Origin of the sequence: Nocardioides alkalitolerans DSM 16699, assembly GCF_000426525.1 — a bacterium.
Taxonomy (GTDB): domain Bacteria; phylum Actinomycetota; class Actinomycetes; order Propionibacteriales; family Nocardioidaceae; genus Nocardioides; species Nocardioides alkalitolerans.
Genome location: NZ_AUFN01000011.1, coordinates 136,458 through 159,319 on the forward strand (window position 1 = coordinate 136,458; position 22,862 = coordinate 159,319).

21 protein-coding genes are annotated in these 22,862 nt (G+C 75.2%); 18 read left to right on the forward strand and 3 right to left on the reverse strand.

The window, feature by feature from the left end; translation table 11 throughout:
* Window positions 1-52 precede the first annotated feature (52 nt).
* From K329_RS25310 to tsaD, 8 genes are all read left to right on the forward strand, one after another.
* Complete coding sequence (locus K329_RS25310; RefSeq protein WP_052336528.1) at window positions 53-1,531, forward strand: NAD(P)H-hydrate dehydratase; 1,479 nt, start codon at window positions 53-55, stop codon at window positions 1,529-1,531.
* On the forward strand, window positions 1,528-2,775 hold the full coding sequence (alr, locus tag K329_RS25315) for an alanine racemase (protein ID WP_084541086.1): 1,248 nt from the start codon (window positions 1,528-1,530) through the stop codon (window positions 2,773-2,775). The genes K329_RS25310 and alr overlap by 4 nt, the downstream gene beginning before the upstream one ends.
* Entirely contained in the window at window positions 2,772-3,851 is a 1,080-nt protein-coding gene (locus K329_RS0107305; RefSeq protein ID WP_245596471.1) for an alpha/beta fold hydrolase, read from the forward strand. The genes alr and K329_RS0107305 overlap by 4 nt, the downstream gene beginning before the upstream one ends.
* Window positions 3,848-4,819, forward strand: coding sequence for a tRNA (adenosine(37)-N6)-threonylcarbamoyltransferase complex ATPase subunit type 1 TsaE (gene tsaE, locus K329_RS0107310; protein ID WP_028472520.1), 972 nt, complete (start codon window positions 3,848-3,850; stop codon window positions 4,817-4,819). The genes K329_RS0107305 and tsaE overlap by 4 nt, the downstream gene beginning before the upstream one ends.
* 19 nt (window positions 4,820-4,838) lie before the next feature.
* The gene (gene tsaB, locus K329_RS0107315) at window positions 4,839-5,492 is read left to right on the forward strand and encodes a tRNA (adenosine(37)-N6)-threonylcarbamoyltransferase complex dimerization subunit type 1 TsaB (RefSeq protein ID WP_028472521.1); all 654 of its coding nucleotides are present in this window, start codon (window positions 4,839-4,841) and stop codon (window positions 5,490-5,492) included.
* 10 nt (window positions 5,493-5,502) lie between these two features.
* Window positions 5,503-6,000: a GNAT family N-acetyltransferase gene (locus K329_RS0107320; RefSeq protein WP_245596472.1), complete on the forward strand. Its 498-nt coding sequence runs from the start codon at window positions 5,503-5,505 to the stop codon at window positions 5,998-6,000.
* Window positions 6,001-6,173: 173 nt separating this feature from the next.
* Window positions 6,174-7,673, forward strand: coding sequence for an HNH endonuclease signature motif containing protein (locus K329_RS29440; RefSeq protein ID WP_157571620.1), 1,500 nt, complete (start codon window positions 6,174-6,176; stop codon window positions 7,671-7,673).
* Window positions 7,674-7,766: 93 nt separating this feature from the next.
* Entirely contained in the window at window positions 7,767-8,819 is a 1,053-nt protein-coding gene (tsaD, locus tag K329_RS0107335; protein WP_028472524.1) for a tRNA (adenosine(37)-N6)-threonylcarbamoyltransferase complex transferase subunit TsaD, read from the forward strand.
* A gap of 241 nt (window positions 8,820-9,060) precedes the next feature.
* On the opposite strand, the gene K329_RS0107340 is transcribed toward tsaD, so the two are convergent.
* Both K329_RS0107340 and K329_RS25325 read right to left on the reverse strand, forming a co-directional pair.
* Entirely contained in the window at window positions 9,061-10,428 is a 1,368-nt protein-coding gene (locus K329_RS0107340; protein ID WP_028472525.1) for a hypothetical protein, read from the reverse strand.
* Complete coding sequence (locus K329_RS25325; protein ID WP_245596473.1) at window positions 10,425-11,006, reverse strand: SigE family RNA polymerase sigma factor; 582 nt, start codon at window positions 11,004-11,006, stop codon at window positions 10,425-10,427. The genes K329_RS0107340 and K329_RS25325 overlap by 4 nt, the downstream gene beginning before the upstream one ends.
* A 217-nt stretch (window positions 11,007-11,223) precedes the next feature.
* Here K329_RS25325 and K329_RS0107350 point away from each other — a divergent pair, with 217 nt between their 5' ends.
* The 3 genes from K329_RS0107350 to K329_RS0107360 all read left to right on the forward strand — a co-directional run bounded on the left by K329_RS0107350 (window position 11,224) and on the right by K329_RS0107360 (window position 13,648).
* Window positions 11,224-12,312: an S-(hydroxymethyl)mycothiol dehydrogenase gene (locus K329_RS0107350; RefSeq protein WP_028472526.1), complete on the forward strand. Its 1,089-nt coding sequence runs from the start codon at window positions 11,224-11,226 to the stop codon at window positions 12,310-12,312.
* Window positions 12,309-12,971 (forward strand): MBL fold metallo-hydrolase, encoded by a 663-nt coding sequence (locus K329_RS0107355; protein WP_028472527.1) that lies wholly within the window; start codon window positions 12,309-12,311, stop codon window positions 12,969-12,971. The genes K329_RS0107350 and K329_RS0107355 overlap by 4 nt, the downstream gene beginning before the upstream one ends.
* A 128-nt stretch (window positions 12,972-13,099) precedes the next feature.
* Window positions 13,100-13,648 carry an SRPBCC family protein gene (locus K329_RS0107360; RefSeq protein ID WP_157571621.1) on the forward strand — a complete coding sequence of 183 codons (549 nt, stop codon included), beginning with the start codon at window positions 13,100-13,102 and terminating at the stop codon, window positions 13,646-13,648.
* On the opposite strand, the gene K329_RS0107365 is transcribed toward K329_RS0107360, so the two are convergent.
* The gene (locus K329_RS0107365; protein WP_028472529.1) at window positions 13,629-14,828 is read right to left on the reverse strand and encodes a class I SAM-dependent methyltransferase; all 1,200 of its coding nucleotides are present in this window, start codon (window positions 14,826-14,828) and stop codon (window positions 13,629-13,631) included. The genes K329_RS0107360 and K329_RS0107365 overlap by 20 nt on opposite strands.
* A gap of 175 nt (window positions 14,829-15,003) precedes the next feature.
* Here K329_RS0107365 and K329_RS0107370 point away from each other — a divergent pair, with 175 nt between their 5' ends.
* The 7 genes from K329_RS0107370 to K329_RS0107400 all read left to right on the forward strand — a co-directional run bounded on the left by K329_RS0107370 (window position 15,004) and on the right by K329_RS0107400 (window position 22,845).
* Window positions 15,004-16,092, forward strand: coding sequence for a hypothetical protein (locus K329_RS0107370; protein ID WP_157571622.1), 1,089 nt, complete (start codon window positions 15,004-15,006; stop codon window positions 16,090-16,092).
* A complete protein-coding gene (locus K329_RS0107375; protein ID WP_028472531.1) occupies window positions 16,089-17,204 on the forward strand; it encodes a hypothetical protein in 1,116 nt (371 codons plus the stop codon). The genes K329_RS0107370 and K329_RS0107375 overlap by 4 nt, the downstream gene beginning before the upstream one ends.
* A 5-nt stretch (window positions 17,205-17,209) precedes the next feature.
* The gene (locus tag K329_RS0107380; RefSeq protein WP_028472532.1) at window positions 17,210-18,313 is read left to right on the forward strand and encodes a hypothetical protein; all 1,104 of its coding nucleotides are present in this window, start codon (window positions 17,210-17,212) and stop codon (window positions 18,311-18,313) included.
* Window positions 18,310-19,563 (forward strand): hypothetical protein, encoded by a 1,254-nt coding sequence (locus K329_RS0107385; RefSeq protein WP_028472533.1) that lies wholly within the window; start codon window positions 18,310-18,312, stop codon window positions 19,561-19,563. The genes K329_RS0107380 and K329_RS0107385 overlap by 4 nt, the downstream gene beginning before the upstream one ends.
* 193 nt (window positions 19,564-19,756) lie before the next feature.
* Window positions 19,757-20,053: a co-chaperone GroES gene (gene groES / locus K329_RS0107390; protein WP_028472534.1), complete on the forward strand. Its 297-nt coding sequence runs from the start codon at window positions 19,757-19,759 to the stop codon at window positions 20,051-20,053.
* A 129-nt stretch (window positions 20,054-20,182) separates the two neighbouring features.
* Entirely contained in the window at window positions 20,183-21,805 is a 1,623-nt protein-coding gene (gene groL, locus K329_RS0107395) for a chaperonin GroEL (protein WP_028472535.1), read from the forward strand.
* A gap of 152 nt (window positions 21,806-21,957) precedes the next feature.
* Window positions 21,958-22,845: a GNAT family N-acetyltransferase gene (locus K329_RS0107400; RefSeq protein WP_245596474.1), complete on the forward strand. Its 888-nt coding sequence runs from the start codon at window positions 21,958-21,960 to the stop codon at window positions 22,843-22,845.
* The last annotated feature ends 17 nt before the right edge of the window (window positions 22,846-22,862 follow it).

Sequence of the window (22,862 nt, forward strand, 5' to 3'; positions counted from 1 at the left end):
GCCAGACCGGCACGAGCCCGGGGCGCCCGGCGCGCGTGGGTACCGTGGCGGCATGAGGCACGCGCACACCGAGCAGCAGGTCCGCGACGCCGAGGTCGCGCTGATGGCGACCGTGCCCGAGGGCACCCTGATGGACCGGGCCTCGACCGGGCTCGCCCACGCCGTCACCGCGTTGCTGGGCGGCACCTACGGCCGCCGGGTGGTGCTGCTGGTCGGCGGCGGGGCCAACGGCGGTGACGCCCTGTTCGCGGGTGCCCTGCTGGCGCGCCGCGGGGCCTCCGTCGAGGGGGTGCTGCTCTCCGAGGGCGTCCACGAGCCCGGCCTGGCCGCCCTCCGCGCGTCCGGCGGTCGCGTACGACGCGAGGTCCCGGCCCGGGGGAGCGCCGCACTCCGCGACCTGCCCGACGTCGTCGTCGACGGGGTCGTGGGCATCGGGGGACGACCGGGCCTGAGACCGGCCGCGGTGGCCGCGCTGGCGACGTACGCACCGGAGGGAAGCGGCGTGCGCGTCGTGGCCGTCGACGTGGCCAGTGGGGTCGAGGTCGACACCGGGCGCCTGCCGGAGCCCGACCACGTGCGCGCCGACCTCACCGTCACCTTCGGCACCCACAAGGTCGCCCACCTGGTGCAGCCCGCGGCCGACGCCGCCGGGGCGGTGCACCTCGTCGACATCGGGCTGGGCCCCCACCTGCCGGCCGCGCCCGTCGAGGCCCTCCAGGCCGAGGACGTCGCCGGACTCGTGCCGCGGCCCGGACGCAGCGACCACAAGTACAGCCGCGGCGTGCTCGGAGTCCGCGCCGGCTCGAGCCGCTACCCGGGCGCCGGGCTGCTCACCGTCGCGGGCGCGTCCTGCGGGCTCGCGGGCATGCTCCGGTACGTCGGGGAGCCCGGCGTCGCGGACCGCGTGCGCGACGCGCACCCCGAGGTCGTGGTGGGCAGCGCCGAGCACCCGGGCCGCGTGCAGGCGTGGACGGTCGGCTCCGGCGGGGGCGACGACGTGGCCGCCGCGGTCGCGGCGGCGCTGGCCGACGGCGTGCCCGTCGTGCTGGACGCCGACGCGCTCGCCGAGGTGGACGGGCCCCTGGGCGTGCCGGCCGTGCTCACGCCGCACGCCGGCGAGCTCGCCCGGATGCTCGGCGTGGAGCGGTCCGAGGTCGAGGCCGACCAGCTGGCCCACGCCCGCCGCGCCGCCGAGCGCTACGACGCCGTGGTGCTGCTCAAGGGCGACCACACCCTCGTCGCCCGGCCCGACGGCGCCGTGCGCGTGAACACCACCGGCACCCCGTGGCTCGGCACCGCGGGCGCCGGCGACGTGCTCGCCGGCGTGGTCGGCGCGCTGCTGGCGGCCGGCCTCGCGCCCTACGACGCCGCCTCCGTCGGGGCGTGGCTGCACGGGGCCGCCGCGACCTACGCGAGCCAGGGCGGACCGATCGTCGCGACCGACGTGGCGCGGGCGCTGCCCGCGGTGGTCCGGGACCTGCTGGACCGCCCCGCCGCGTCCGGCACGGGTTTGCGAGAATCCCGCCCATGACCCTGGCCCGCGCCGAGATCGTCGTCGACCTCGCCGCGATCCGGCACAACGTGACGACCCTGGCCGAGCGGGTCGCGCCCGCGCTGATGATGACGGTGGTGAAGGCCGACGGCTACGGCCACGGCATGGTCGAGGTCGCCCGCGCGGCGCGCGAGGCGGGCGCCCCGTGGCTGGGCGTGGCCACCCCCGACGAGGCCCTCGCGCTGCGCGCCGCCGGCGACGTCGGACGGCTGCTCTGCTGGCTGTCGCTGCCCGGCGAGGCCGTGGCGCCGCTGCTCGAGGCCGACGTCGACGTGACGGCGTACGACGTCGTCGAGCTCGCCGCGGTGGTCGACGCCGCCCGGGCGACCGGGCGCACGGCGCGGCTCCAGCTGAAGGTCGACACCGGTCTGCACCGGGGCGGCTCGACGGTCGCCGACTGGCCCGCGCTCGTCGCGGCCGCCCGGGCCGCCGAGGTCGACGGCCTCGTGCGCGTGACGGGCGTCTGGTCGCACTTCGCCGCCGCGGAGGACCCGGACCACCCCGCGAACGACGCCCAGGAGCAGGTCTTCCGCGCGGCGCTCGCCGCCGCCGAGGAGGCCGGCCTGGCGCCCGAGGTGCGCCACCTCGCGAACTCGGCCGCCGCGCTGCTGCGCTCCTCGGCCCGCTTCGACCTCGTCCGGTGCGGCATCGCGTCGTACGGGATCGACCCCGCCCCCGACGTGCCGGACGGCCCGGACGCGACGCCCGAGGGCCCGAAGCCCGGGCTCGTGCCCGCGATGACGGTGCAGGCGCCGCTGGTGCTCGTGAAGGCGCTGGCGCCGGGGGACGGCGTCTCCTACGGCCACACCTGGACCGCCGACCGGGCGACGACGGTCGGGCTCGTGCCGCTCGGGTACGGCGACGGGGTGCCCCGCCACGCCGCCGCCGGGGTCGGCTCCGACGCCGCCGCGGAGGTGCTCGTCGACGGCCGCCGCCGGCCCGTGCGCGGGCGGGTCTGCATGGACCAGCTGATGGTCGACCTCGACGGCGACACCCCGCCGGCGGGCACGGCGGCGGTGCTCTTCGGACCCGGTGGCCAGGGCGAGCCGACGGCCCTCGACTGGGCCCGCGCCTGCGGCACCATCGACTACGAGATCGTCACGCGCGTCGGGGCTCGCCCGAGACGTCGGTACGTCGACGGCGCGGCCCCGGTCGCCTCGGTGGTCGCCTCGGGGGCCACGACGGGGGCCACCTCGGCGTCCACGGTCGGGGGCCCGGCGTGAGCCGCCGCGGCGTGATGCGCGGGACGCTCCTGGGCCTCGCGGCCGGTGCGGTCGGCGCCGCTCTCGCCGGTGGCGCCGCAGCGGGCACGGTGGTGCACCAGCGGCACGCCATCGCGGGCCGCGCCCACGGCGACGACGAGCCGTTCGGGTCGCTGCGCTCGGAGCCGCTCACGGTGGTGGCCGACGACGGCGTGCCGCTGCACGTCGAGGTCGACGAGGCGGACCCGTCCGCGGCGTCGGACGGGCGACCGACCCTCGTCTTCGTCCACGGCTACGCGCTCAACATGGACTGCTGGCACTTCCAGCGCGCCACCTACCGCGGACGCTTCCGCTGCGTCTTCTACGACCAGCGCTCCCACGGGCGGTCCGGTCGCTCGGCGAAGGAGAACGCGACGATCGACCAGCTCGGGAGCGACCTGGCGACGGTGCTGGAGCACGTCGTGCCCACCGGGCCGGTCGTGCTGGTCGGGCACTCGATGGGCGGCATGAGCATCCTCGCGCTCGCCCAGCGCCACCCCGAGCTGTTCGGGCCGCGGGTGGTCGGGGTCGGCCTCGTCGCGACCACATCGGGCCAGCTGGACCCCCACACGATCCTGGTGCCGGGCATCCCGCGGCAGATCGGCGGCCGGGTGGCGCTGCGCGTCGTCGCCGGCCTCGCCCGCGGCCACCAGCTCGTCGACCACGTGCGTCGCGCCGGCAAGGCGTTCGCGATCGTGGCGACCGACCAGTTCGCGTTCGGCGGGCGCGACTTGCCGGAGCACTACGTCGAGTTCGTCGACGACATGCTGAGCCAGACGCCGTTCGAGGTGCTCGCCGAGTTCTTCCCGTCGTTCTCCGAGCTCGACAAGGCGGACGTGCTCGACGGCATGGCGTCCATCCCGATCAGCGTCGTCTGCGGCACCGACGACCGGATGATCCCGGTCGAGCACAGCCGCCGCCTGCACGAGGCCCTGCCCGGCTCGACCCTCGTCGAGGTCGAGGGTGCCGGTCACATGGTGCTCATCGAGCGGCACGCCGAGGTCGACGCGGCGCTCGACGACCTGCTGCAGCGCATCGTCGCGGGGGAGAGCGCGTGAGCGCGGTCGAGGTGCGGGTCGTCGACGCCTCGGCGGCGGAGGCGGTGCACGCCGTGGTCGCGGCGGCGTTCGCCGACCGGCCCCCGCTCGACCCGCCCGCGGACGCGCTCGCCGAGACCCCGGAGACGCTCGCCGCGGCCCTGGCCGAGGGCGGCGGCATGGTCGCGGAGGTCGACGGCGAGGTCGTCGGTGCGCTGATCCTCGACCCGGAGCCCGCCGGCGGCCGGCTGTGGATCCGTCGCTTCGGCGTGCTGCCCGCGTGGCAGGAGCACGGGGTCGGCGCCACGATGGTCGAGGCCGCGCTGGCGCTCGCCGGCGGACGCCCCGCCGCGGTGCTCGCCCGCGCCGAGCTGCCCCGGGCGCAGGCGTTCTGGCACGCGCACGGCTTCGTCGAGGTGGGCCAGCAGGCGCCGTACGTCGTGCTCGTGCGCCCCGCGGAGACCCGCGTCGCGGTGCCCGACGCCGACGCCATGCGGGGGCTGGGCCGCGACCTCGCGGCGTACCTGCGGGCCGGCGACCTGCTCGTGCTCACCGGCGGGCTGGGAGCCGGCAAGACCACGTTCACGCAGGGCATCGGGGCGGGGCTGGAGGTGCGGGGCGACGTCACCTCGCCGACGTTCGTCATCGCCCGGGTGCACCCGTCGCTGCGGGAGGTCGACGGGGCGCCGGGCCCGGCGCTCGTGCACGTCGACGCCTACCGGCTGGGCGGTCTCGACGAGCTCGACGACCTCGACCTCGACACCTCGCTGGAGGAGTCGGTGACCGTCGTGGAGTGGGGGGCCGGGCTGGCGGAGCAGCTCGCCGACGACCGGCTCGAGGTCGTCATCTCGCGGGCCGTCGGCGCCGAGGCCACGCTCACGGACGGGCCCGACGCCGACCTCGACCTCGACGCCCCGGACGAGCGGGTCGTGCACGTGCGCGGCCACGGCGCCCGGTGGACCGGCGTCACCTGGCCGCCGCCGGTCTGACGTGGCCTAGGCTCGGCGGGTGCTCCTCGCCTTCGACACCGCGACCCCCGAGGTCTGCGCAGCCGTGTACGACGCGGACACCGACGAGGTGCTGGTCGAGCTCGTCGCCGAGCGTCCGATGAAGCACGGCGAGCAGCTCGCGCCCCTGATCGAGCGCTGCCTCACGACGGCCGGGCTCGACCGCCGCGACCTCACCGCGATCGCCGTCGGCGTCGGCCCCGGCCCCTTCACGGGCCTGCGGGTCGGGCTGGTCACGGCCCGCACGCTGGCCCACGTGCTCGACCTCCCGACGTACGGGGTGTGCACCCTCGACGTGCTCGCCGTCGAGGCCGTCGAGAGCGGCCTCGTCGCCGAGCCCTTCCTCGTCGCCACGGACGCCCGCCGCAAGGAGGTCTACCTCGCGTCGTACGACGCCGCGGGCGTGCGCCGCGAGGGACCGGTCGTGACGAAGCCCGCGGAGGTGGCGACCGCGCTGCCCGTCGTGGGCCCGGGCGCCACGCTCTACCCCGAGGCGTTCCCCACGGCGCGCGGTCCGCAGCGTCCGAGCGCGGCCTGGCTGGCGCGGGCGGTGGCCGGCGAGCGCGTCGAGCTGCTCGACCCGGACCCGCTCTACCTCCGGCGCCCCGACGCCGTCGCCGCCGCCCCGCGCGTGCCGGCCACGCCGGGGTCGTGATGGCGGGGTCGTGAGCGCGGTCCTGCGGCCGGCGCGGACGGCCGACGTCGCGCGGGTGGCGGCCCTCGAGGTCGACCTGTTCGGCACCGACGCGTGGAACGAGGCCCAGGTCCTGGCCGAGCTGAGCGCGCCCGGGCGGGCGATGCTGGTGGCGGACGACGTGGCGCGTCACGCGGCGGACGATGCGGCGGTGGGGGAGCGGCCGCAGGTCGTCGGGTACGCCGTCCTCGGCGTCGCGGGCGACGTGGCCGACCTGCTGCGCATCGGCGTCGCGCCGGCCGCCCGTCGTACCGGCGTCGCGACCGCCCTCCTCGCCCACCTGCTCCCCGCCGCCCGGGCCGCCGGCGCCGAGCGGATGCTGCTCGAGGTGAGCGCGGCCAACACGGGTGCCCAGGGGTTCTACGCGGCGGCCGGGTTCGCCGAGATCCACCGCCGGCCGCGGTACTACCGCGACGGCTCCGCGGCCCTGGTGCTGGCGCGGGAGCTCGACGGAACGTCCGGCGGCTGAGGAGCGAGCGCCCCGATCCGGTGGTTGAGAAGGGAGCGCCTGCGCCCGGTGGTTGAGGAGGGAGCGCCAGCGAGCGTCTCGAAACCACGCCCCGAGAGCGGCGTCCCCGTCCGTCCACACCCCCAGCTCGACGTCCCGCGCCGTTGTCGGTGGTCGCGCCTAGCGTGATCTGCATGTCGGGGGACTCATGGCAGGTGGTGCGGTTGAGCCGGGCGGACGTGGTCCGTCGGCCGGCCGCTGCGGTGGCCGCCGCCCGGTCGGCCACCGAGGTCGCGCGGGCGACCGGTGGGGTGGCAGACGGCATCGTGGTCCTGCCCCTGGGCGTGGCCCGCGCGGAACGGGCGGCGGCACGGGCGGCCCGCGCCCCGGCGGCAGGCCCTGCGGGCCCCCGCCATCCCTGGGTGGCCTGCGCCGCCGAGGTCGCGGCCTCACTGGACGAGCTGGAGTCGTCCGGCTCCGACCCCGACTGGCTCCCCACCGAGGCGAAAGCGGCTCTTCTGGTCGACCTGGTGCGGCTGGGTGAGCGGGTGGCGGCCGCGCGGCTGCGGGTGATGAGCGGTGCCTCTGACGTGGCCGCGGCCGACGGGGCGCGGTCGGTCGGGTCCTGGCTGGCCCATGCGACCCGGCAGGACCCGGGGCGGGTCCGGTTCGAGGACGACCTCGCGGCGCGGCTCGAGCACCACCCGGCGGTCCGGACGGCCCTGGCGGCAGGAACGGTCACCACCGGCCACGCGGCCGCGGTCGTCGACGCCCTCGACGACCTCCCCACCGATCTCGACGCCGACCTGGTCGCCCGAGCGGAGGCGCACCTGGTGGGGGAGTGCGTCGAGTTCACGCCGAGGCAGGTACGACGCCTCGGGCGCCACCTCCTCCGGGTGGTCGCGCCCGACCTGGCCGACGCCCACGAGGAGGCCCGGCTCCACGCCGAGGAGGCCCGTGCCCTGGTGCGGACCCGGCTCACGCTGCGCGCGCAGGGCGACGGCACGACCCGCATCACCGGGGTCCTCCCCGACCTGTCCGCGGCGGTGCTGTCACGAGCGCTGGACGCCTACACGAACCCGCGCCGCGACCACCACGCCACCGACCCGGCGTCTGCTCCCGCCGACCCCAGCTCGGGTGCCGGTGTCGGGGCGGGATCCGGATCGAGTGACGGGCAGCGGATCCCGGCGCAGGTGCGCCGCGGCCAGGCGTTCTGCGCCCTGGTCGAGCACCTCCCCGTCGACGGCCTGCCGACCCACGGCGGCTCACCCGTCGCCGTCGTGGCCACGGTCGAGCTGGAGCGACTCGTCGAGGGCCTCGGCGCCGTCACCCTCGACACGGGCGGGGAGATCTCCGCCGCCCAGGCGCGGCGGCTGGCGTGCCAGCACCACCTGCTACCGGCCGTCCTCGGGGGCGACTCCGTGCCGCTCGACCTGGGTCGAGGCCGCCGGCTGTTCACCCACCACCAGGCTCGCGCCCACATGGTCCGCCACCGCGAGTGCCAAGCCGACGGCTGCGACGTCCCGGCAGCCTGGTGCGAGCGCCACCACCGCACCCCCTGGAACGCCGGCGGACGCACCGACCTAGCCCAGCTCGTCCTCCTCTGCGCCCATCACCACCACCGCGTCCACGACCCGGGCTACCGCACCACCTGGTCCGACGCCGGGAGCGTCACCTTCCACCGGCGCACCTGAGGTCGGCGCACCTGAGGTCGGCACACCTGAGGCCGGCACACCTGAGGTCGCCACCTGCCCGGAGCCCGTGCCGCGGCTGCGACAATCGACCCCATGCCCACGCCTGACGCACCGCTGGTCCTCGGCATCGAGACGTCCTGCGACGAGACCGGTGTCGGTCTGGTCCGCGGCACCACGCTGCTCGCCGACACCGTCGCGAGCAGCGTCGAGGAGCACGCCCGCTTCGGCGGCGTCGTGCCCGAGGTGGCGAGCCGGGCGCACCTCGAGGCCATGGTGCCGACGATCGAGCGCGCCTGCGCCACGGCCGGCGTCCGCCTCACCGACGTCGACGCGATCGCCGTCACCAGCGGACCCGGCCTCGCCGGCGCGCTGCTCGTCGGCGTCGCCTCCGCGAAGGCGCTGGCGCTGGGTCTCGGCAAGCCGTTGTACGGCGTCAACCACCTCGCCGCGCACGTGGCCGTCGACCAGCTCGAGCACGGCCCGCTCCCGGAGCCGACGCTCGCGCTGCTCGTCTCCGGCGGCCACTCCAGCCTGCTCAAGGTCACCGACCTGACCCTCGGCGTCGACCCGATGGGCGCCACCATCGACGACGCGGCGGGGGAGGCGTTCGACAAGGTCGCGCGCCTGCTCGGCCTGCCGTTCCCGGGCGGCCCCCACATCGACAGGGCGGCCGCGAGCGGAAGCAGCGTGTACGTCGACTTCCCCCGCGGCCTCACCGCCCGGCGCGACCTCGAACGGCACCGCTTCGACTTCTCGTTCTCCGGCCTCAAGACGGCCGTCGCCCGCTGGGTGGAGGCCCGCGAGCGCGCCGGCGAGCCGGTGCCCGTCGCCGACGTGGCCGCCAGCTTCCAGGAGGCGGTCTGCGACGTGCTGGTGCGCAAGGCCCTCGACGCCGCGACCTCCGAGGGCATCGAGGACCTCCTGCTCGGCGGCGGCGTCGCCGCCAACTCCCGACTGCGGGCGATGGCGGTCGAGCGGGCCGAGGCCGTCGGCGTCCGGGTCCGGGTGCCGCGCCCCGGGCTGTGCACCGACAACGGCGCCATGGTGGCGGCGCTCGGGGCCGAGATGGTCGCCCGCGGCCGGACCCCCTCCGCCCTCGACCTCCCCGCCGACTCCTCGCAGCCGGTCACGTCCGTCCTGGTCTGACCGGCCCCGCGCCGAGCTGTCGGGTCTGCACGGCTCGGTGGCGCCGAGTTGTCGGGTCTGCACGGCTCCGGGGTGCCGAGCTGTCGCTCCTGCACGTCTGGTTCTCGCTGCGAGAGGACGGGCGGCGCCCGGGAAGCCCTCGGGACCGGACGTCATCCGAACCCGAGGTCCGAGCCTCCGATTCGGATGACGTCCGTCTGGCGACGCGTTCGGTACGGCGCCCACGTGGCCGCCGCCCGCGTCAGTTCCCCAGCACGAGCTGAACGTCCTCGACCTGGCTGTCGCCGAACGTGTCGGACGGCACCGGGTCGGTCGCGCGCTCCACGATGCCGTCGACGCCGAGCCGCAGCAGCGCCCTCTCGTCGCCCTCGATCAGCACGACCAGCAGGCTGTCGGAGTCCTCCCAGCTGATCATCGGGGCGGCCCCGTCGTCAGGGGCCTGGAACAGGGCGAGGCGCTCGCCGGTCTCTGCGTCGAGGATGGCGACCTCGCGGGAGCCCGGCCCGTCGTAGTACGACGCGAACGCCGACACGTACCGGCCGCCGGGGGAGAACCGCTCGACGCTCTGCGCGGTCTGCATCCACACGTCCGGGCCGTCGGGGCGGACCAGGCCAGAGGTGGTGGAAGGCTCGAACTCGTCCACATCGGTCAGCACCAGGTAGCCCTCCGGTGAGGCGTCGCGCACGGTCACGCCTCCCGGGACGTCCGGGCTGCCGGTGGCGCTGACGACGAAGCGCTCGCTGACGCCGTCGACCTCGCCGTCGCCGTCGCTGTCGGTCTCAGCGGGGGCGACGTCGACGACCGCAGCGCAGTCGTCCTCCGTGCACGACGTGCCGCTCAGTGCGGCCACCCGTGGGTAGCCGTCCGGGAAGCTCCTCAGCATCGTCCGGGTGCTGCCGCCGTCCTCGAGCGCGACGACGTCGCCGGAGGCCTCGACGTACGCGACGAGCGAGCGGTCGGTGTTGGTCACGAGGGTGGCGTCGTAGGCCCCCTCCGGGTCGGAGGGGTACTCGTAGAACGTGGAGCCGTTGCCGTCGGACGGGTAGATCTCGATGCGCTGCGGCACGGTGAAGTCCTCGGCGTCGTACCGCGCCACGACGATGCTGTCGTCGAGCTGCGCGAGCGACCAGACGTCGGGCGGGCCGTCCTCGTCGAGGTCGATCGTGTCGCCGTTCGCGAGGTGGAGCACGGACCCGGCCGCCCACACCGCGCTCGGCGCGTCCCCGACCGGCGCGTCGAGGCCCAGCGGGATCGCGACGTCGGGGTCGACGGGTGTCACCGGGGAGTCGGCCGCGCCCGTGGGCTGCTCGGTCGTGGTGTCAGTGGGGGCGTCCGTGGTCGGCGCCGTGGTCGGCACGTCGCTGGGTCCGGTGGAGCCGTCGGCGATCTCCGGTGCCGACCGGTCCGCACCCCCGTCGAGCAGGAGCGCGGGCCCGGCGATGGCGAGCGCGACGGCGGCGACACCGGCGCCGGCGACGGCGAGGCGGTTGCGGCGGATGTGCCGGGCGCGGCCCTGCACGCCGTCGAGGGAGAGGGACGTGGGGGCGTACGACGCCTGGTCGCGCAGGGCGCGGGTCAGCTCGTCGTCGAGGGGGGAGTGCTGGTTCACGACTGGTCCTCTCGCGGGCTCGGGTGCGAGCGGTGGGACGGGGCAGGCAGGTCGGCCGGGGAGACCGGAGGGGCGAGCGACGACGGCGTCCGCTCGCGCAGGGCGGCGAGGGCGCGGCTCGCCTGGGACTTCACGGTGCCGGCCGAGACCCCGAGCGTCTCGGCGATCTCGGCCTCGCTCAGGCCCTCGTAGTAGCGCAGCACGATGACGGCCCGCTGCTTGCGCGGCAGGGTCTGCACGAACGACCAGAGACGGGCCGAGGTGCCGTCGTCGTACGCGTCGAGGTGGTGGTCGACCTCGGGGACGGCGTCGGTCGCCGACTCCTTCCGCTTCCACGCGCGGCGCCACAGCGAGTTGTGCTCGTTGACGAGGATGCGGCGCACGTAGCCGTCGACCGACGAGCGGGCCTCCACCTTGTCCCACGCGAGGTACAGCTTGGCGAGGCTCGTCTGCACGAGGTCCTCCGCCGTGTGCCGGTCGCCGCAGAGCAGGTACGCCGTGCGCAGCAGGCTCGCCTGACGGGCCGCCATGTAGTCGGCGAACTCCTCGTCACGGCCTCGTCGCAGCGCTGACGCCACGGTCGCTCCTCCGGTCGACATCTCCGGTCCCACCTCCATCCTTTCGCCACCAAGACGCGGGGGGCCAGCGTTCGGTTGCATTCGTGGGTACCGGAACGGAACGCTGGGTGCACCGGTGGTCGGCGTCCCGACCGTCGGTGGCGGCGGTCTCACCGCAGGCCGCTACGTTGACTCCTGGGAAACGATGCGGGCGGGAGCCCGAGAGAGCGAGTCGTACATGCACGAGGTCAAGGCTGTCGTCGCGAAGGCGTTGAAGGAGCCGGTGAGCCTGGAGACGATCCTGGTGCCCGACCCGGGCCCGGGCGAGGCGCTGGTGAAGGTGCAGGCCTGCGGGGTCTGCCACACCGACCTGCACTACCGCGAGGGCGGCATCAACGACGAGTTCCCGTTCCTGCTGGGCCACGAGGCCTCCGGCATCGTGGAGGCCGTCGGTGACGACGTCACGTCCGTGGCCCCCGGCGACTTCGTGGTGCTCAACTGGCGCGCGGTGTGCGGCGACTGTCGCGCGTGCGACCGGGGTGAGCCGCAGTACTGCTTCGCCACCCACAACGCCACCCAGAAGATGACCCTGCTCGACGGCACCCCGCTGTCGCCGGCGCTGGGCATCGGCGCGTTCGCCGAGAAGACCCTCGTCGCCGCGGGCCAGTGCACCAAGGTCGACCCCGAGGCCCGTCCGGCCGCCGTGGGTCTCCTCGGCTGCGGCGTCATGGCCGGCATCGGTGCGGCCATCAACACCGGCGGCGTGACGCGCGGCAAGTCCGTGGCCGTCATCGGCTGCGGCGGCGTCGGCGTGGCCGCGATCGCCGGGTCCGCGCTGGCGGGCGCGAAGACGATCATCGCCGTCGACATCGACGACAAGAAGCTCGAGACGGCCGTGAAGCTGGGCGCGACCCACACGGTGAACTCGAGCGAGACCGACGCGGTCGAGGCCATCCAGGCGCTGACCGGCGGCTTCGGCGCCGACGTCGTCATCGAGGCCGTCGGTCGTCCCGAGACCTGGAAGCAGGCGTTCTACGCCCGTGACCTGGCCGGCACGGTCGTCCTGGTCGGCGTGCCGACCCCGGACATGAAGATCCCCGAGATCCCCCTCGCCGACGTGTTCGGCCGCGGCGGCTCGCTCAAGTCGAGCTGGTACGGCGACTGCCTGCCCAGCCGCGACTTCCCGATGCTCGTCGACCTCTACACGCAGGGTCGCCTCGACCTCGACGCGTTCGTCACCGAGGAGATCGGCATCGACGGCGTCGAGGCCGCGTTCGACCGCATGCACCAGGGCGACGTGCTGCGCTCGGTGGTGGTCTTCTCGTGACGGCCACCTCCACGGGCGGGGCCCGGGTCGACCACGGCGTCGTCTCCGGCACGTTCAGCCTCGACGGCGAGACCCACGAGGTCGACAACAACGTCTGGGTGATCGGTGACGACGCCGAGTGCGTGGTCGTCGACGCCCCGCACGACGTCGACGCCATCCTTGCGATCGTCGGCGAGCGCACCGTCAAGGCGATCGTCTGCACCCACGCCCACGACGACCACGTGCGCGTCGCGCCGGCCCTGCGCCAGCGCGTCAACGGGGGCTCGGGCGCGCCGATCCTGCTGCACCCCGACGACCGCGAGGTCTGGGAGCTCACGCACGGCGGCCCCGACGACGAGGACGGCGAGCTCTGGGACCTCGACCTCACCGACGGCCAGGTGATCACGGTCGCCGGCACGACACTGCGGGTGCTGCACACGCCGGGCCACGCCCCGGGCGCGGTCTGCCTCTACGCCGAGGAGCTGGGGGCCGTCTTCACCGGCGACACCCTCTTCAACGGCGGTCCGGGCGCCACCGGGCGCAGCTTCTCCGACCGGCCCACGATCGAGGCCTCGATCCGGGCGAAGCTGTTCGCGCTGCCCGACGAGACCGTCGTGCACACCGGCCACGGCGACGACACCACCATCGGTGCCGAGAAGGCGAACCTGCCCGACGCCTGACCCGCCCGACGCCCGACCCGCTCCACCACGACGGGGCCGCACGGATCCTCCGTGCGGCCCCGTCGCGCGTCGTACGCGCGCCACCAGCCCCCGCCGGCCTTCACCGGGCGCGGCGTACCGTGCGCGGCATGACCTCCTCGGGCCCCGACGCCGCGCACGACGCCGACACCCACGACGCCGCGGGCGACGCCCCCGACCGCCTCGAGGTCGCCCGCGTGGTGGCGGCTCCCGCCGCGGCGGTCTTCGAGGTGCTCACCGACCCGCAGGGCCACGTCGACATCGACGCCTCGGGGATGCTGATGGACGCCACCGGCGACCGCGTCACCGCCGCCGGCGACACCTTCGTCGTGCACATGGACCGCGAGGCGCTCGGCGACCTCCCGATGGGCGAGTACGACGTCGAGGTCACCATCCGGTCGTTCACCCCCGACGAGGACATCTCGTGGACCATCCTCGGCCGGGTCCGCCCGCCGATCGGCCACGTCTACGGCTACCGCCTCGAGCCCCTCGGCCCCGGCGACGACGGCCGCGAGCGCACCCGGGTCGTCTCCTACTACGACTGGTCGACGATCCACCCGAAGTGGCGCGAGGCCGGCATCTTCCCGGTGATCTCCGAGGCCAACCTGAAGGCGACGCTCGGCATCCTGGCGCGCACCGTCACGCGCCGGGCCCGCTGACCGGCCGCACGAGCAGGGCCGTGCCCTCGCCGGCCACCCGCGTCATCACGATCGTGGCCTCCTCGTCGCCCGAGAGCGCGAGGCGCTTGCGCAGCTGCTCCGGCACGACGTCGACGCCGCGCTTCTTGATCGTCAGCCGCCCGACGCCCCGCTCGCGCAGGGCGGCCCGCAGCGGCTTCTCCCGGTAGGGCAGCTCCTCGAGCACCTCGTACGTCGTGGCGTACGGCGTGCGGAACGCCGCATCGCTCGTGACGTAGGCGATCTTCTCGTCGACGAGGCCGCCGTCGACGAGGCCCGCGACCGCGGTCACCAGCCCGGCCCGGATGACGGCGCCGTCGGGCTCGTAGAGGTAGCGGCCCACGGCCCGCAGGGGGCGGGGGCGCCCGTCGTGCGGGTCGTCCTCCTCGGTGAGCGTCGCGAGCCCGTGCGCGCCGAGCACGGTGGCCCGTCGGCGCGCCACCGCGAGGTGCGGCGACCACAGCGCGGCCTCCTTCACGTCGCCCCGCTCGCTCACCCACTCGGCCTCGACGCCGTCGGGCACGAGGTCGTGGGGAACGCCGGGCGCCACCTTGACCACGGCCGGGCGGCGCAGGAGACCCTCGACGAAGGTCCACGGCGGCGTCCAGGCGTCGACGTCGAAGACGCGGCCCCGGCCGTCGCGACGGGCCGGGTCGAGCAGGGCGACGCCGAACCCGTCGAGCGGCAGCGTGGTGGCGTCGGCGACCATCACGGCGCCCTCGAGGCCGAGCGCGGCGAGGTTAGCCTCCGCCACGGCGACGCGCACCGGGTCGAGGTCGACGCCGGCCGCCACGATCCCGGCGCGGGCGAGGGCGAGCAGGTCGCCGCCGATGCCGCAGCCCAGGTCGACGACCGACGCCGGGGCGGCCGCCGCCAGCCGGGCGGCCCGGTGGTCGGCGACCCGGCGGCGCGTGGCCTGCTCGAGTCCGTCGGGCGTGAAGTACATGCGCAGGGCGTCCTCGCCGAACTTCGCGACCCCCCGCACCCGCAGGCCCACCTGGGTGAGCGCGGTGGCGGAGCGCTCGTGGTCGGGCTCGGTACGGCGGACCGCGGCGGTCGCGCGGACGGGGTCGCCGTCGGCGTCGGCGTAGGCCCGCGACGCGACCTCGAGGAGGGTCTGGCCGTCGCCGGTCAGCAGCCAGGTGAACGAGGCGAGGTCCATGACGCGCCATCCTCCCAGGGTCGCCGCGCACCGCGGCCCCGGGCTGCGGCGGAGCCCGTCACCGGTGCGCCGCCGGGTTTGTCTGGCCCCGTCGATGGGCAGTCCTCCCCAGCCCGCACGGCGCGGGCACGGCGCCCGCCGACCGCGGGCCGGACCACGATCGGGGGAGCGTCCAGTGGCGCGACGACACGGGCATCGGGCGGTCGCGGCCGTGGCCGTGGCGCTGCTCGCCGCCGGCACGAGCGCCTGCTCCCCGAGCGCCGGGGTCGCCGACGGTGACACGGTCGCCCCGGCGGTCACCGCCCTCGTCGAGGGCACGACCACCCGCGTGATGCTGCCCGCCGGCGCGCTCGACCTCACCGTCGGCGAGCCGCGGGACGAGGTGCCGGCGCACCAGACGGCCACCGGCGAGACCGTGGCCGCCCCCGACGGCGACGTCGTGCTGGGCGTCGGCTGGCGCCTGCAGCCCACCTTCGCCGACAACGGCGCGAACTTCGGCACGCCCGGCACCTACTACGACGACGCGACCGCCAGGACGGCCGAGCGCCTCCGGGTGCGCCTGCGGGTCGGCGACGAGACGCGTGAGGTCCCGGTCGTCGCCGGGCCCGACGACGGCCGCGAGCTCGCCGTGACGGGCGCCGCCTGGCTCGTCGTCCCCGCCGAGGGGGCCGACGCCGGCACGATCGAGGTCGAGTACGACGGGCTCGTGCAGACGCTCGACCTGGCCTCGGGCGAGCTGGACGCCGACGTCGCGGCGCCCCTCTACGCGCCGTACGCGCTGCCGACCCGCGTCGCCTGCCCGACGGGCGAGCTCGACCCGGGGCTCGCCGGGGTGCTCGAGGTGGACGCCGGGTGCACCGCCCAGCTGCTCCCGCTGCCGTACGTCGAGGGCCTCGGCTGGGCCGGCGCCGGGCGCACCTGGGTCGTGGTCGACCTCGTGACGTACGGCGACGTCACCGTCGTCGGCCGCGACTTCGCCGGTGTCGACGAGGTCCGCCAGGACGGCACCCTCACCGCCGACGGCGACGAGGCGGTCGTCGTGCCCGAGGCCTTCGTCTCCGCCGACGGCCCGCGCTGGTCGGGCGAGGTCGCCCTGCAGGTGCCGGTCGGCACCTCGACGACCGTGGAGGGCCGCTCGACGTACGCCCTCAGCGCCACCCCGGCCCCGCCGGTCGCGGAGGTCGAGATCCCCTACTCGTTCGTCGTGGACGCCACCGCCGTCCCCACCACGCTGCCCACGAGCGGCCCGGGGGTCCTCCGATGACCACGCCCGCCCCGCCGGCCTCCCTGCCCCGGCGCCCGTTCCCGGTCCCGAGCCGTCGCCGGCGCATCGTCGGCACGGCGCTGGTCGCCCTGCTGGCCGTGCTCGTCGCCGGCCTCGTCTGGTGGTTCTCGCCGTACGGCGAGCGGGCCGGCGTCGGCACCGCCTACGCCTATGACGGGTCGCTGCCGGTCCGCTACGAGCACGAGGGCACCGTCGTCGTGCCGACGGCCCGGATCGACCTCGCGGTCGGCGCGCCCCTCGACGAGGTCGACGAGGTGGACCTCGCGGGCGCCGACTACGAGGACCCGGTCGCGCTGGCGCGCGGCACGTCGTACCTGCCCGTGCGCTGGATCGTGCAGGCCGGACCCACCGACGGCCTGCTCCTGGCCCCGCCGCAGCAGTTCGCCCTGCACCTGCGGGCGGGCGATCTCTCGTTCGACCTCGGCAGCGACACGACCGAGATCGCGTCGTACGGCGGCGTCGCCCCGCAGGGCACGAGCAGCGTCGCCGTGGTGGTGCCCGACGAGGCCCTCGACGGTCCGCTGCTGGTCGACGTGGTCTACGACGGCCTCACCCAGACCCTCGACCTGCGCTCCGGCGAGGTCGACGCGGGCGCGGCGGCGCCGTTCTACGACGACGCCCCCACGACCGTCACGCCGACGACCGGCTGCGACCTCCTCGACGCCCCCGCCACCGCGGCCGGGATCGAGCTCGAGCAGGCCGAGTGCACCGTCGGCAGCGTGAGGGTCACGCCGTACGTCGGGGGCCTGGGCTGGGCGGAGACGGCGGACGCCCCCTGGGCGGTGGTCGACGTCGACCTGGCCTACGGCCGGTTCGCCGAGCGCACCGACGGCGGGCGCTCCGTCGTGGTCCGCCGCACGGCGTCCGAGGTGACGCTCGACGGGATGCCCGCGCAGGTGCGGTCCGTCTACACCGACGGCTACGACAACCGTCTGCTGAGGGAGCTCGTCTTCGTCTCCGACGGTGCCCCCGACGAGCTCCGGCTGCAGGAGACGGCCGAGTTCTACGACCTCCCGGAGGTCGGCGTCGTGCCGCCCGAGGCCGACCGCAGCGAGCTCGCCGGCGACCTGACGCTGGCGTTGGGGAGCTGAGCGCCATGACCGCCACGATCCCCTCGACCGTCCGCCGCGCGGGGCTCCGGGTCGCCGCCGCTCTCCTCCTCGGCGCGGCCCTCGTCGCCTGCACGCCGGGGGCCGACGACCAGGTCGTCGTCACCGAGGTCGCCGGCTACGAGCTCGACGGGGCGGTGAGCGCGGTCCGGCTGCCGCCCGGCGAGCTCGAGGTCGTGGTCACGGCGCCGTACGACGAGCAGCCCACCGACGAGGTCGTCGGCAACGGCCCGTACGTCGGGATCCGGTGGTCGCTGGAGCGGGACTACGTCCAGGCCGACCCCTACGCGACGGCGGCGGGCGAGATCGCTCCCTTCGACGTCGAGCTCGACGTCGACGGCCGGACCTACGACCTGGAGGCCGGCACCTCGACCGAGTTCGACCCCCTCGTGGACGAGCCGGACCCGGTGGTGACCGCGAAGGCGGTGGTCGTCAGCGTGCCGGACGCGTTCGACGTGTACGACGACCTGCGGCTCCGCATCACCTACGACGGGGTGACCCAGGTGCTCGACCCGCGCACCGGCGACGTCCGGACCGGGGACGCGGGGGCGCTCTACGACGGCTCGACGACCACGTGGCGCACCCCCGCGTGCGACGCCATCGGCCTCGAGCCACCGGCGGCGTTCGTCGACGGCGACGGCCTGTCGTGCGTCGTGGGTGCCGTCACCGCAGTGCCCTGGACGGCGGAGACCGGCTGGGCCGCCGCGGGCGAGGTCTGGTGGGTCGTCGGGGTGAGCACCCAGCTGGTCGACGACCGCATCGGCTCGAGCGGGGGTCCGCCCGGCGGACCCGGTGAGGCCGGGGTCTGGACCGCGGGCGCCATCGCGTCGGCCTCCCTCAGCCTCGACGGCGAGCAGCCCGCGGCCGAGCGGCCGGGCACCCAGGAGGACGCCTACTGGGGCACGACGGTCGTCCTCGCCGCCCCGGACCAGCGCCCGGCCACCGCGACCGACGCGATGCTGCGGCTGCAGCAGACCTATGCCGTGGCCGCCGCCGGTGAGGACTCGCCCCCCGCGCCGGCCGAGCTCGTCGTCGACGTGGACCTGCCGATCGGCCCGCTCGTGCCCCTCGCCGACGAGGTGGCCCCGTGAGCGCCGCCGGCCCGAACCCGGGCCCCGCGCCCATCCCCGGCACGACCCGGACGACGCGGTGGCGACCGCTGGCGTGGGTGCGGGGCGGTACGTGGCGGCTGCTGGGCGCCGTCGCCGTCGTGGTGGTGCTGGCCCTGGTCGTGGTGCTGCTCGTGCAGGTGCTCGGTCCTGACCGCCCGCGGGCCGTCGCCGGTCAGCGGATCGACCTCGGCGCCGTCGACGTCGACGCCACGACGCCGAGCGGGACCACGGTCGAGCTCTCCCTGCCGACCGGCGACGTCGAGCTCGTCGTCGGCGAGGCCGTGGACGAGCTGCCCGGCGTGCGCGAGGACGAGCAGCCCGGGATCGACCCGCCCGACGGCGGCGCGTTCCTGCCGATCGCGTGGCGCTACGTCGACGAGCAGCGGGTCGTGGTGCCGGCGGTCGACGTCGCCCCGGCGCCGGAACCGGAGCTCACCCTGGTCGTCGACGGCCGGGAGCTGCCGCTCGGGGCCGTGCCCCTCGCCCGCGCCGACTCGCTGGAGGGCTTCTTCGACTACGTCGCCGTGCCGACGCGCGACGGCGGGCTCGAGGACGGCGGGCTCGAGGTCGTCGTGATCTTCGCGGGGGAGGAGCAGCGCTTCCGCCTCGACGGCGACGGGGTGGCCGAGACCGACGCGGGCCGCTTCGCGCCGTACGACGACCGCGCGGTCACCGACGCGGTGGTCTCCGGTGCCGCCGCCCAGGACCCGGTGCGCCTGCCGCTGCAGGTCCCGCCGGGCTACGCCCCCGGTGAGCCCTACCCCGGGACGTCGGACACCGAGCCCGACGGCACCGGCGCCCTGTTCGTCGTCGCCGCCGGGCGCACGCCGTACGTCGCCGGCCTCGGCTGGGCGCCGGAGGGGCAGGAGTGGGCGGTCCTGCGCGCCGCACCCGACCGCTTCGTGACGCTGCGCGCGGGGTTCGCCACCATCGGCGTCACCGACCTCCTGGCCACCGACGTCGCGTACGCGGTCACGGTCGACGGCGAGAGCGACAGCGACAGCGACGGGGACGCGGGCCCGCTCGTCGTCCCCGACCCCTTCCGCGGCATCTACTCGGGCGGTGTCGCCACCGTCGTCGCCCCGGTGCCCGCCGGTACGGCGGTCGTGCGGCTCGAGGCGGAGGCCGAGGTCGACGCCGTCTACGCCTCGGACCCGGAGCTCGGGCAGATCGACCCGCCGTCCCCGACCGTCGACCTGCGCTGGAGCGACGAGGTCCCGCTCGGCTGACCTGGTCCTGGCACTCATCAGGGCGGAGTGCTAACGTCGTCGCTGGCACTCTCCCCGTGAGTGTGCCAATCGTCGACGACGTACGGCGCGATCCCCGCGACGGCGTGCCGCACACCGGAGACGACAAACTTCTCGGGAGGCGACCTGCCTCCCGATCATTCGGATTCCGCATCGGAAAGTGGAGGTCGACACCGTGTCGGTCAACATCAAGCCCCTCGAGGACCGCATCGTCGTCAAGCCGCTCGACGCCGAGCAGACCACGGCGTCCGGTCTCGTCATCCCGGACACGGCCAAGGAGAAGCCCCAGGAGGGCGAGGTCCTGGCCGTCGGTCCGGGTCGTTGGAACGAGGACGGCGACGAGCGCATCCCGCTCGACATCGCGGTGGGTGACAAGGTCATCTACAGCAAGTACGGCGGCACCGAGGTCAAGTACGCGGGCCAGGAGTACCTCATCCTGTCGGGCCGCGACGTCCTCGCCGTCGTCTCCTGAAACCCCTCGGGCCGCGTGGCCCCGTGAGCGCGACCGCGCTCCGGGGCACGCGGCTCGACCCGTCGGTGGTCGCGTGAGCGCGCCTACGCGTGCGGGCACCACCCACCAGACTGTTCTCTGAGGAGAGATATGCCGAAGATCCTGGAGTTCGACGAGAACGCCCGTCGCTCCCTCGAGCGCGGCGTCGACGCGCTCGCGAACGCCGTCAAGGTCACGCTCGGCCCCAAGGGCCGCTACGTCGTCCTCGACAAGAAGTGGGGCGCCCCCACGATCACGAACGACGGTGTGACCGTCGCCCGTGAGATCGAGCTGGACGACCCGTTCGAGAACCTCGGTGCCCAGCTGACGAAGGAGGTCGCGACCAAGACCAACGACGTCGCCGGTGACGGCACGACGACCGCGACCGTCCTCGCCCAGGCGATGGTGCACGAGGGCCTGCGCGCCGTGGCCGCGGGTTCCAACCCGATGGGCCTCAAGCGCGGCATGGACCTCGCCGCCGCGGCCGTCGGCGACGCCCTGCGCGACGCCGCCCGCGAGGTGGAGTCCAAGGAGGACATGGCGTCCGTCGCCACGATCTCCTCGCGTGACAGCCACATCGGCGAGCTGCTCGCCGAGGCCTTCGACAAGGTCGGCAAGGACGGCGTCATCACCGTCGAGGAGTCGAACACGCTCGGTACCGAGCTCGACTTCACCGAGGGCATGCAGTTCGACAAGGGCTACATCAGCCAGTACTTCGTGTCCGACCCGGAGCGCATGGAGGCCGTCCTCGACGACCCCTACATCCTTCTCCACCAGGGCAAGATCTCGGCCGTCTCCGAGCTGCTCCCGCTGCTCGAGAAGGTCATCGCCGCCGGCAAGCCGCTGTTCATCCTGGCGGAGGACGTGGAGGGCGAGGCCCTCTCGACGCTGGTCGTCAACAAGATCCGCGGCACCTTCAACGCCGTCGCGGTGAAGAGCCCGGCGTTCGGTGACCGCCGCAAGTCGATGCTGCAGGACATCGCGGTGCTGACCGGCGGCCAGGTCGTCGCCCCCGAGGTCGGGCTCAAGCTCGACCAGGTCGGCCTCGAGGTCCTCGGCCAGGCGCGTCGCGTGGTCGTCACGAAGGACGCCACGACGATCGTCGACGGCTCGGGCGACAGCTCGGCCGTCGAGGGCCGCGTGAACCAGATCAAGGCGGAGATCGAGAAGACCGACTCCGACTGGGACCGCGAGAAGCTGCAGGAGCGCCTGGCCAAGCTGGCCGGCGGCGTCTGCGTCATCAAGGTCGGCGCGGCCACCGAGGTCGAGCTCAAGGAGAAGAAGCACCGCATCGAGGACGCCGTCTCCGCGACGCGCGCCGCGATCGAGGAGGGCATCGTCGCCGGTGGCGGCTCCGCCATCATCCACGCGGTCTCCGTGCTCGAGAACGACCTCGGCCTCACCGGTGACGAGGCCGTCGGCGTGCGCATCGTGCGCAAGGCCGCCGACCAGCCGCTCCGCTGGATCGCCGAGAACGGTGGCGACCAGGGCTACGTCGTGGTCTCCAAGGTCCGTGAGCTCGGTGTCGGCAACGGCTTCAACGCCGCGACCGGCGAGTACGGCGACCTCGTCGCCCAGGGTGTGCTCGACCCCGTCAAGGTCACCCGCTCCGCGCTCGTCAACGCCACCTCGATCGCGGCCATGCTGCTGACGACCGAGACGCTGATCGTCGAGAAGCCCGAGGAGGAGGAGCCCGCCCCCGCCGGTGGGCACGGTCACGGCCACGGCCACTGATCGTCCTCTGATCCGCACCTGATCGACCGCAGCACCTGCTCCACCCAGAACGCCCCCGGCCGACGGCCGGGGGCGTTCTGTTGCGTCCCCGCAACACGACGGCAGCACCGGCGCAACACGGCGGGCGCACTGTTCGGAGCATGCTGTGGAGGGTGCGCACGACCTTGCCCGACCGCCCGGGAGCGCTGGCGGTGCTGGCGCACGACTGCGGGGCGGCGGGGGTGAACATCCTCGGGTTCCAGATCTTCCCGGGGGTCGCGGCGGTGACCGACGAGCTGGTCATCCGCACGCCGACGGGCTGGGGCGAGGCGGAGATCGTCACCCTCATGACGGGCGCCGGCGGCGACGAGGTGGTCTGCACGCCCTGCTCCGACGCGGCGCTGGTCGACCAGCCCGCGCGCTACGTGCAGGCGGCCCGCAGCATCATCGCGCGCCCGGCGCGGTTCCCCGAGGTCGTCGCCCAGCTCTTCGACGGCGAGGCCGACCCGGCCGACGGCAGCAGCGAGGCCGGCGGGCTCGACGTCATGGAGATGACGGTCGGCGACGTCGAGGTCCAGATCCGTCGGCGGGCCCCGTTCACGGCCACCGAGCACGCCCGGGGCGCCGCGATGGCCGACCTCGTCTCCGACGTGCTGGGCCAGGCGCCCGTCACCGTGCTCGGCTCGAGCAGCCGACGCCTCGGCGGGGGTGCGGTCCCGACGTACGGCGTGCGCGGCCACGCGGTCCACGCGATGGTGGCCGACGTCGTGGTCGGCGTGGCCACCCTGCTCCCGGCGACGGACGACTCGGGCCTGCGCTCGGTCGACCTGGAGGTCGACCCGGCGTGGCAGCGCCGGGGCATCGGCACCCGTCTGCTGACCGATGTCGCCCGCCTGGCGGCGGGGGAGGGCGCGGCCGACATCCTGCTCACCACCCGCGCCGACAACCAGGCCGTGCTGCCGATGGTGCTGTCCGCGGGCCTCCGCGGGCGGATCCGAATGTCGGCCGACCAGCTCACCGTGCGGGTGCCTGTCCGGGAGCTCAAGCCGCTGCCGCGGTGACCCGAGCCGCTGAGTAC

Excerpts from the sequence above, each read along its gene's own strand:
- K329_RS25310 (WP_052336528.1), top strand. The coding sequence starts at position 53 with ATGAGGCACGCGCACACCGAGCAGCAGGTCCGCGACGCCGAGGTCGCG.
- alr (WP_084541086.1), top strand. The coding sequence starts at position 1,528 with ATGACCCTGGCCCGCGCCGAGATCGTCGTCGACCTCGCCGCGATCCGG.
- K329_RS29440 (WP_157571620.1), top strand. The coding sequence starts at position 6,174 with ATGTCGGGGGACTCATGGCAGGTGGTGCGGTTGAGCCGGGCGGACGTG.
- tsaD (WP_028472524.1), top strand. The coding sequence starts at position 7,767 with ATGCCCACGCCTGACGCACCGCTGGTCCTCGGCATCGAGACGTCCTGC.
- K329_RS0107350 (WP_028472526.1), top strand. The coding sequence starts at position 11,224 with ATGCACGAGGTCAAGGCTGTCGTCGCGAAGGCGTTGAAGGAGCCGGTG.
- K329_RS0107360 (WP_157571621.1), top strand. The coding sequence starts at position 13,100 with ATGACCTCCTCGGGCCCCGACGCCGCGCACGACGCCGACACCCACGAC.
- K329_RS0107365 (WP_028472529.1), bottom strand. The coding sequence starts at position 14,828 with ATGGACCTCGCCTCGTTCACCTGGCTGCTGACCGGCGACGGCCAGACC.
- K329_RS0107375 (WP_028472531.1), top strand. The coding sequence starts at position 16,089 with ATGACCACGCCCGCCCCGCCGGCCTCCCTGCCCCGGCGCCCGTTCCCG.
- K329_RS0107380 (WP_028472532.1), top strand. The coding sequence starts at position 17,210 with ATGACCGCCACGATCCCCTCGACCGTCCGCCGCGCGGGGCTCCGGGTC.
- groL (WP_028472535.1), top strand. The coding sequence starts at position 20,183 with ATGCCGAAGATCCTGGAGTTCGACGAGAACGCCCGTCGCTCCCTCGAG.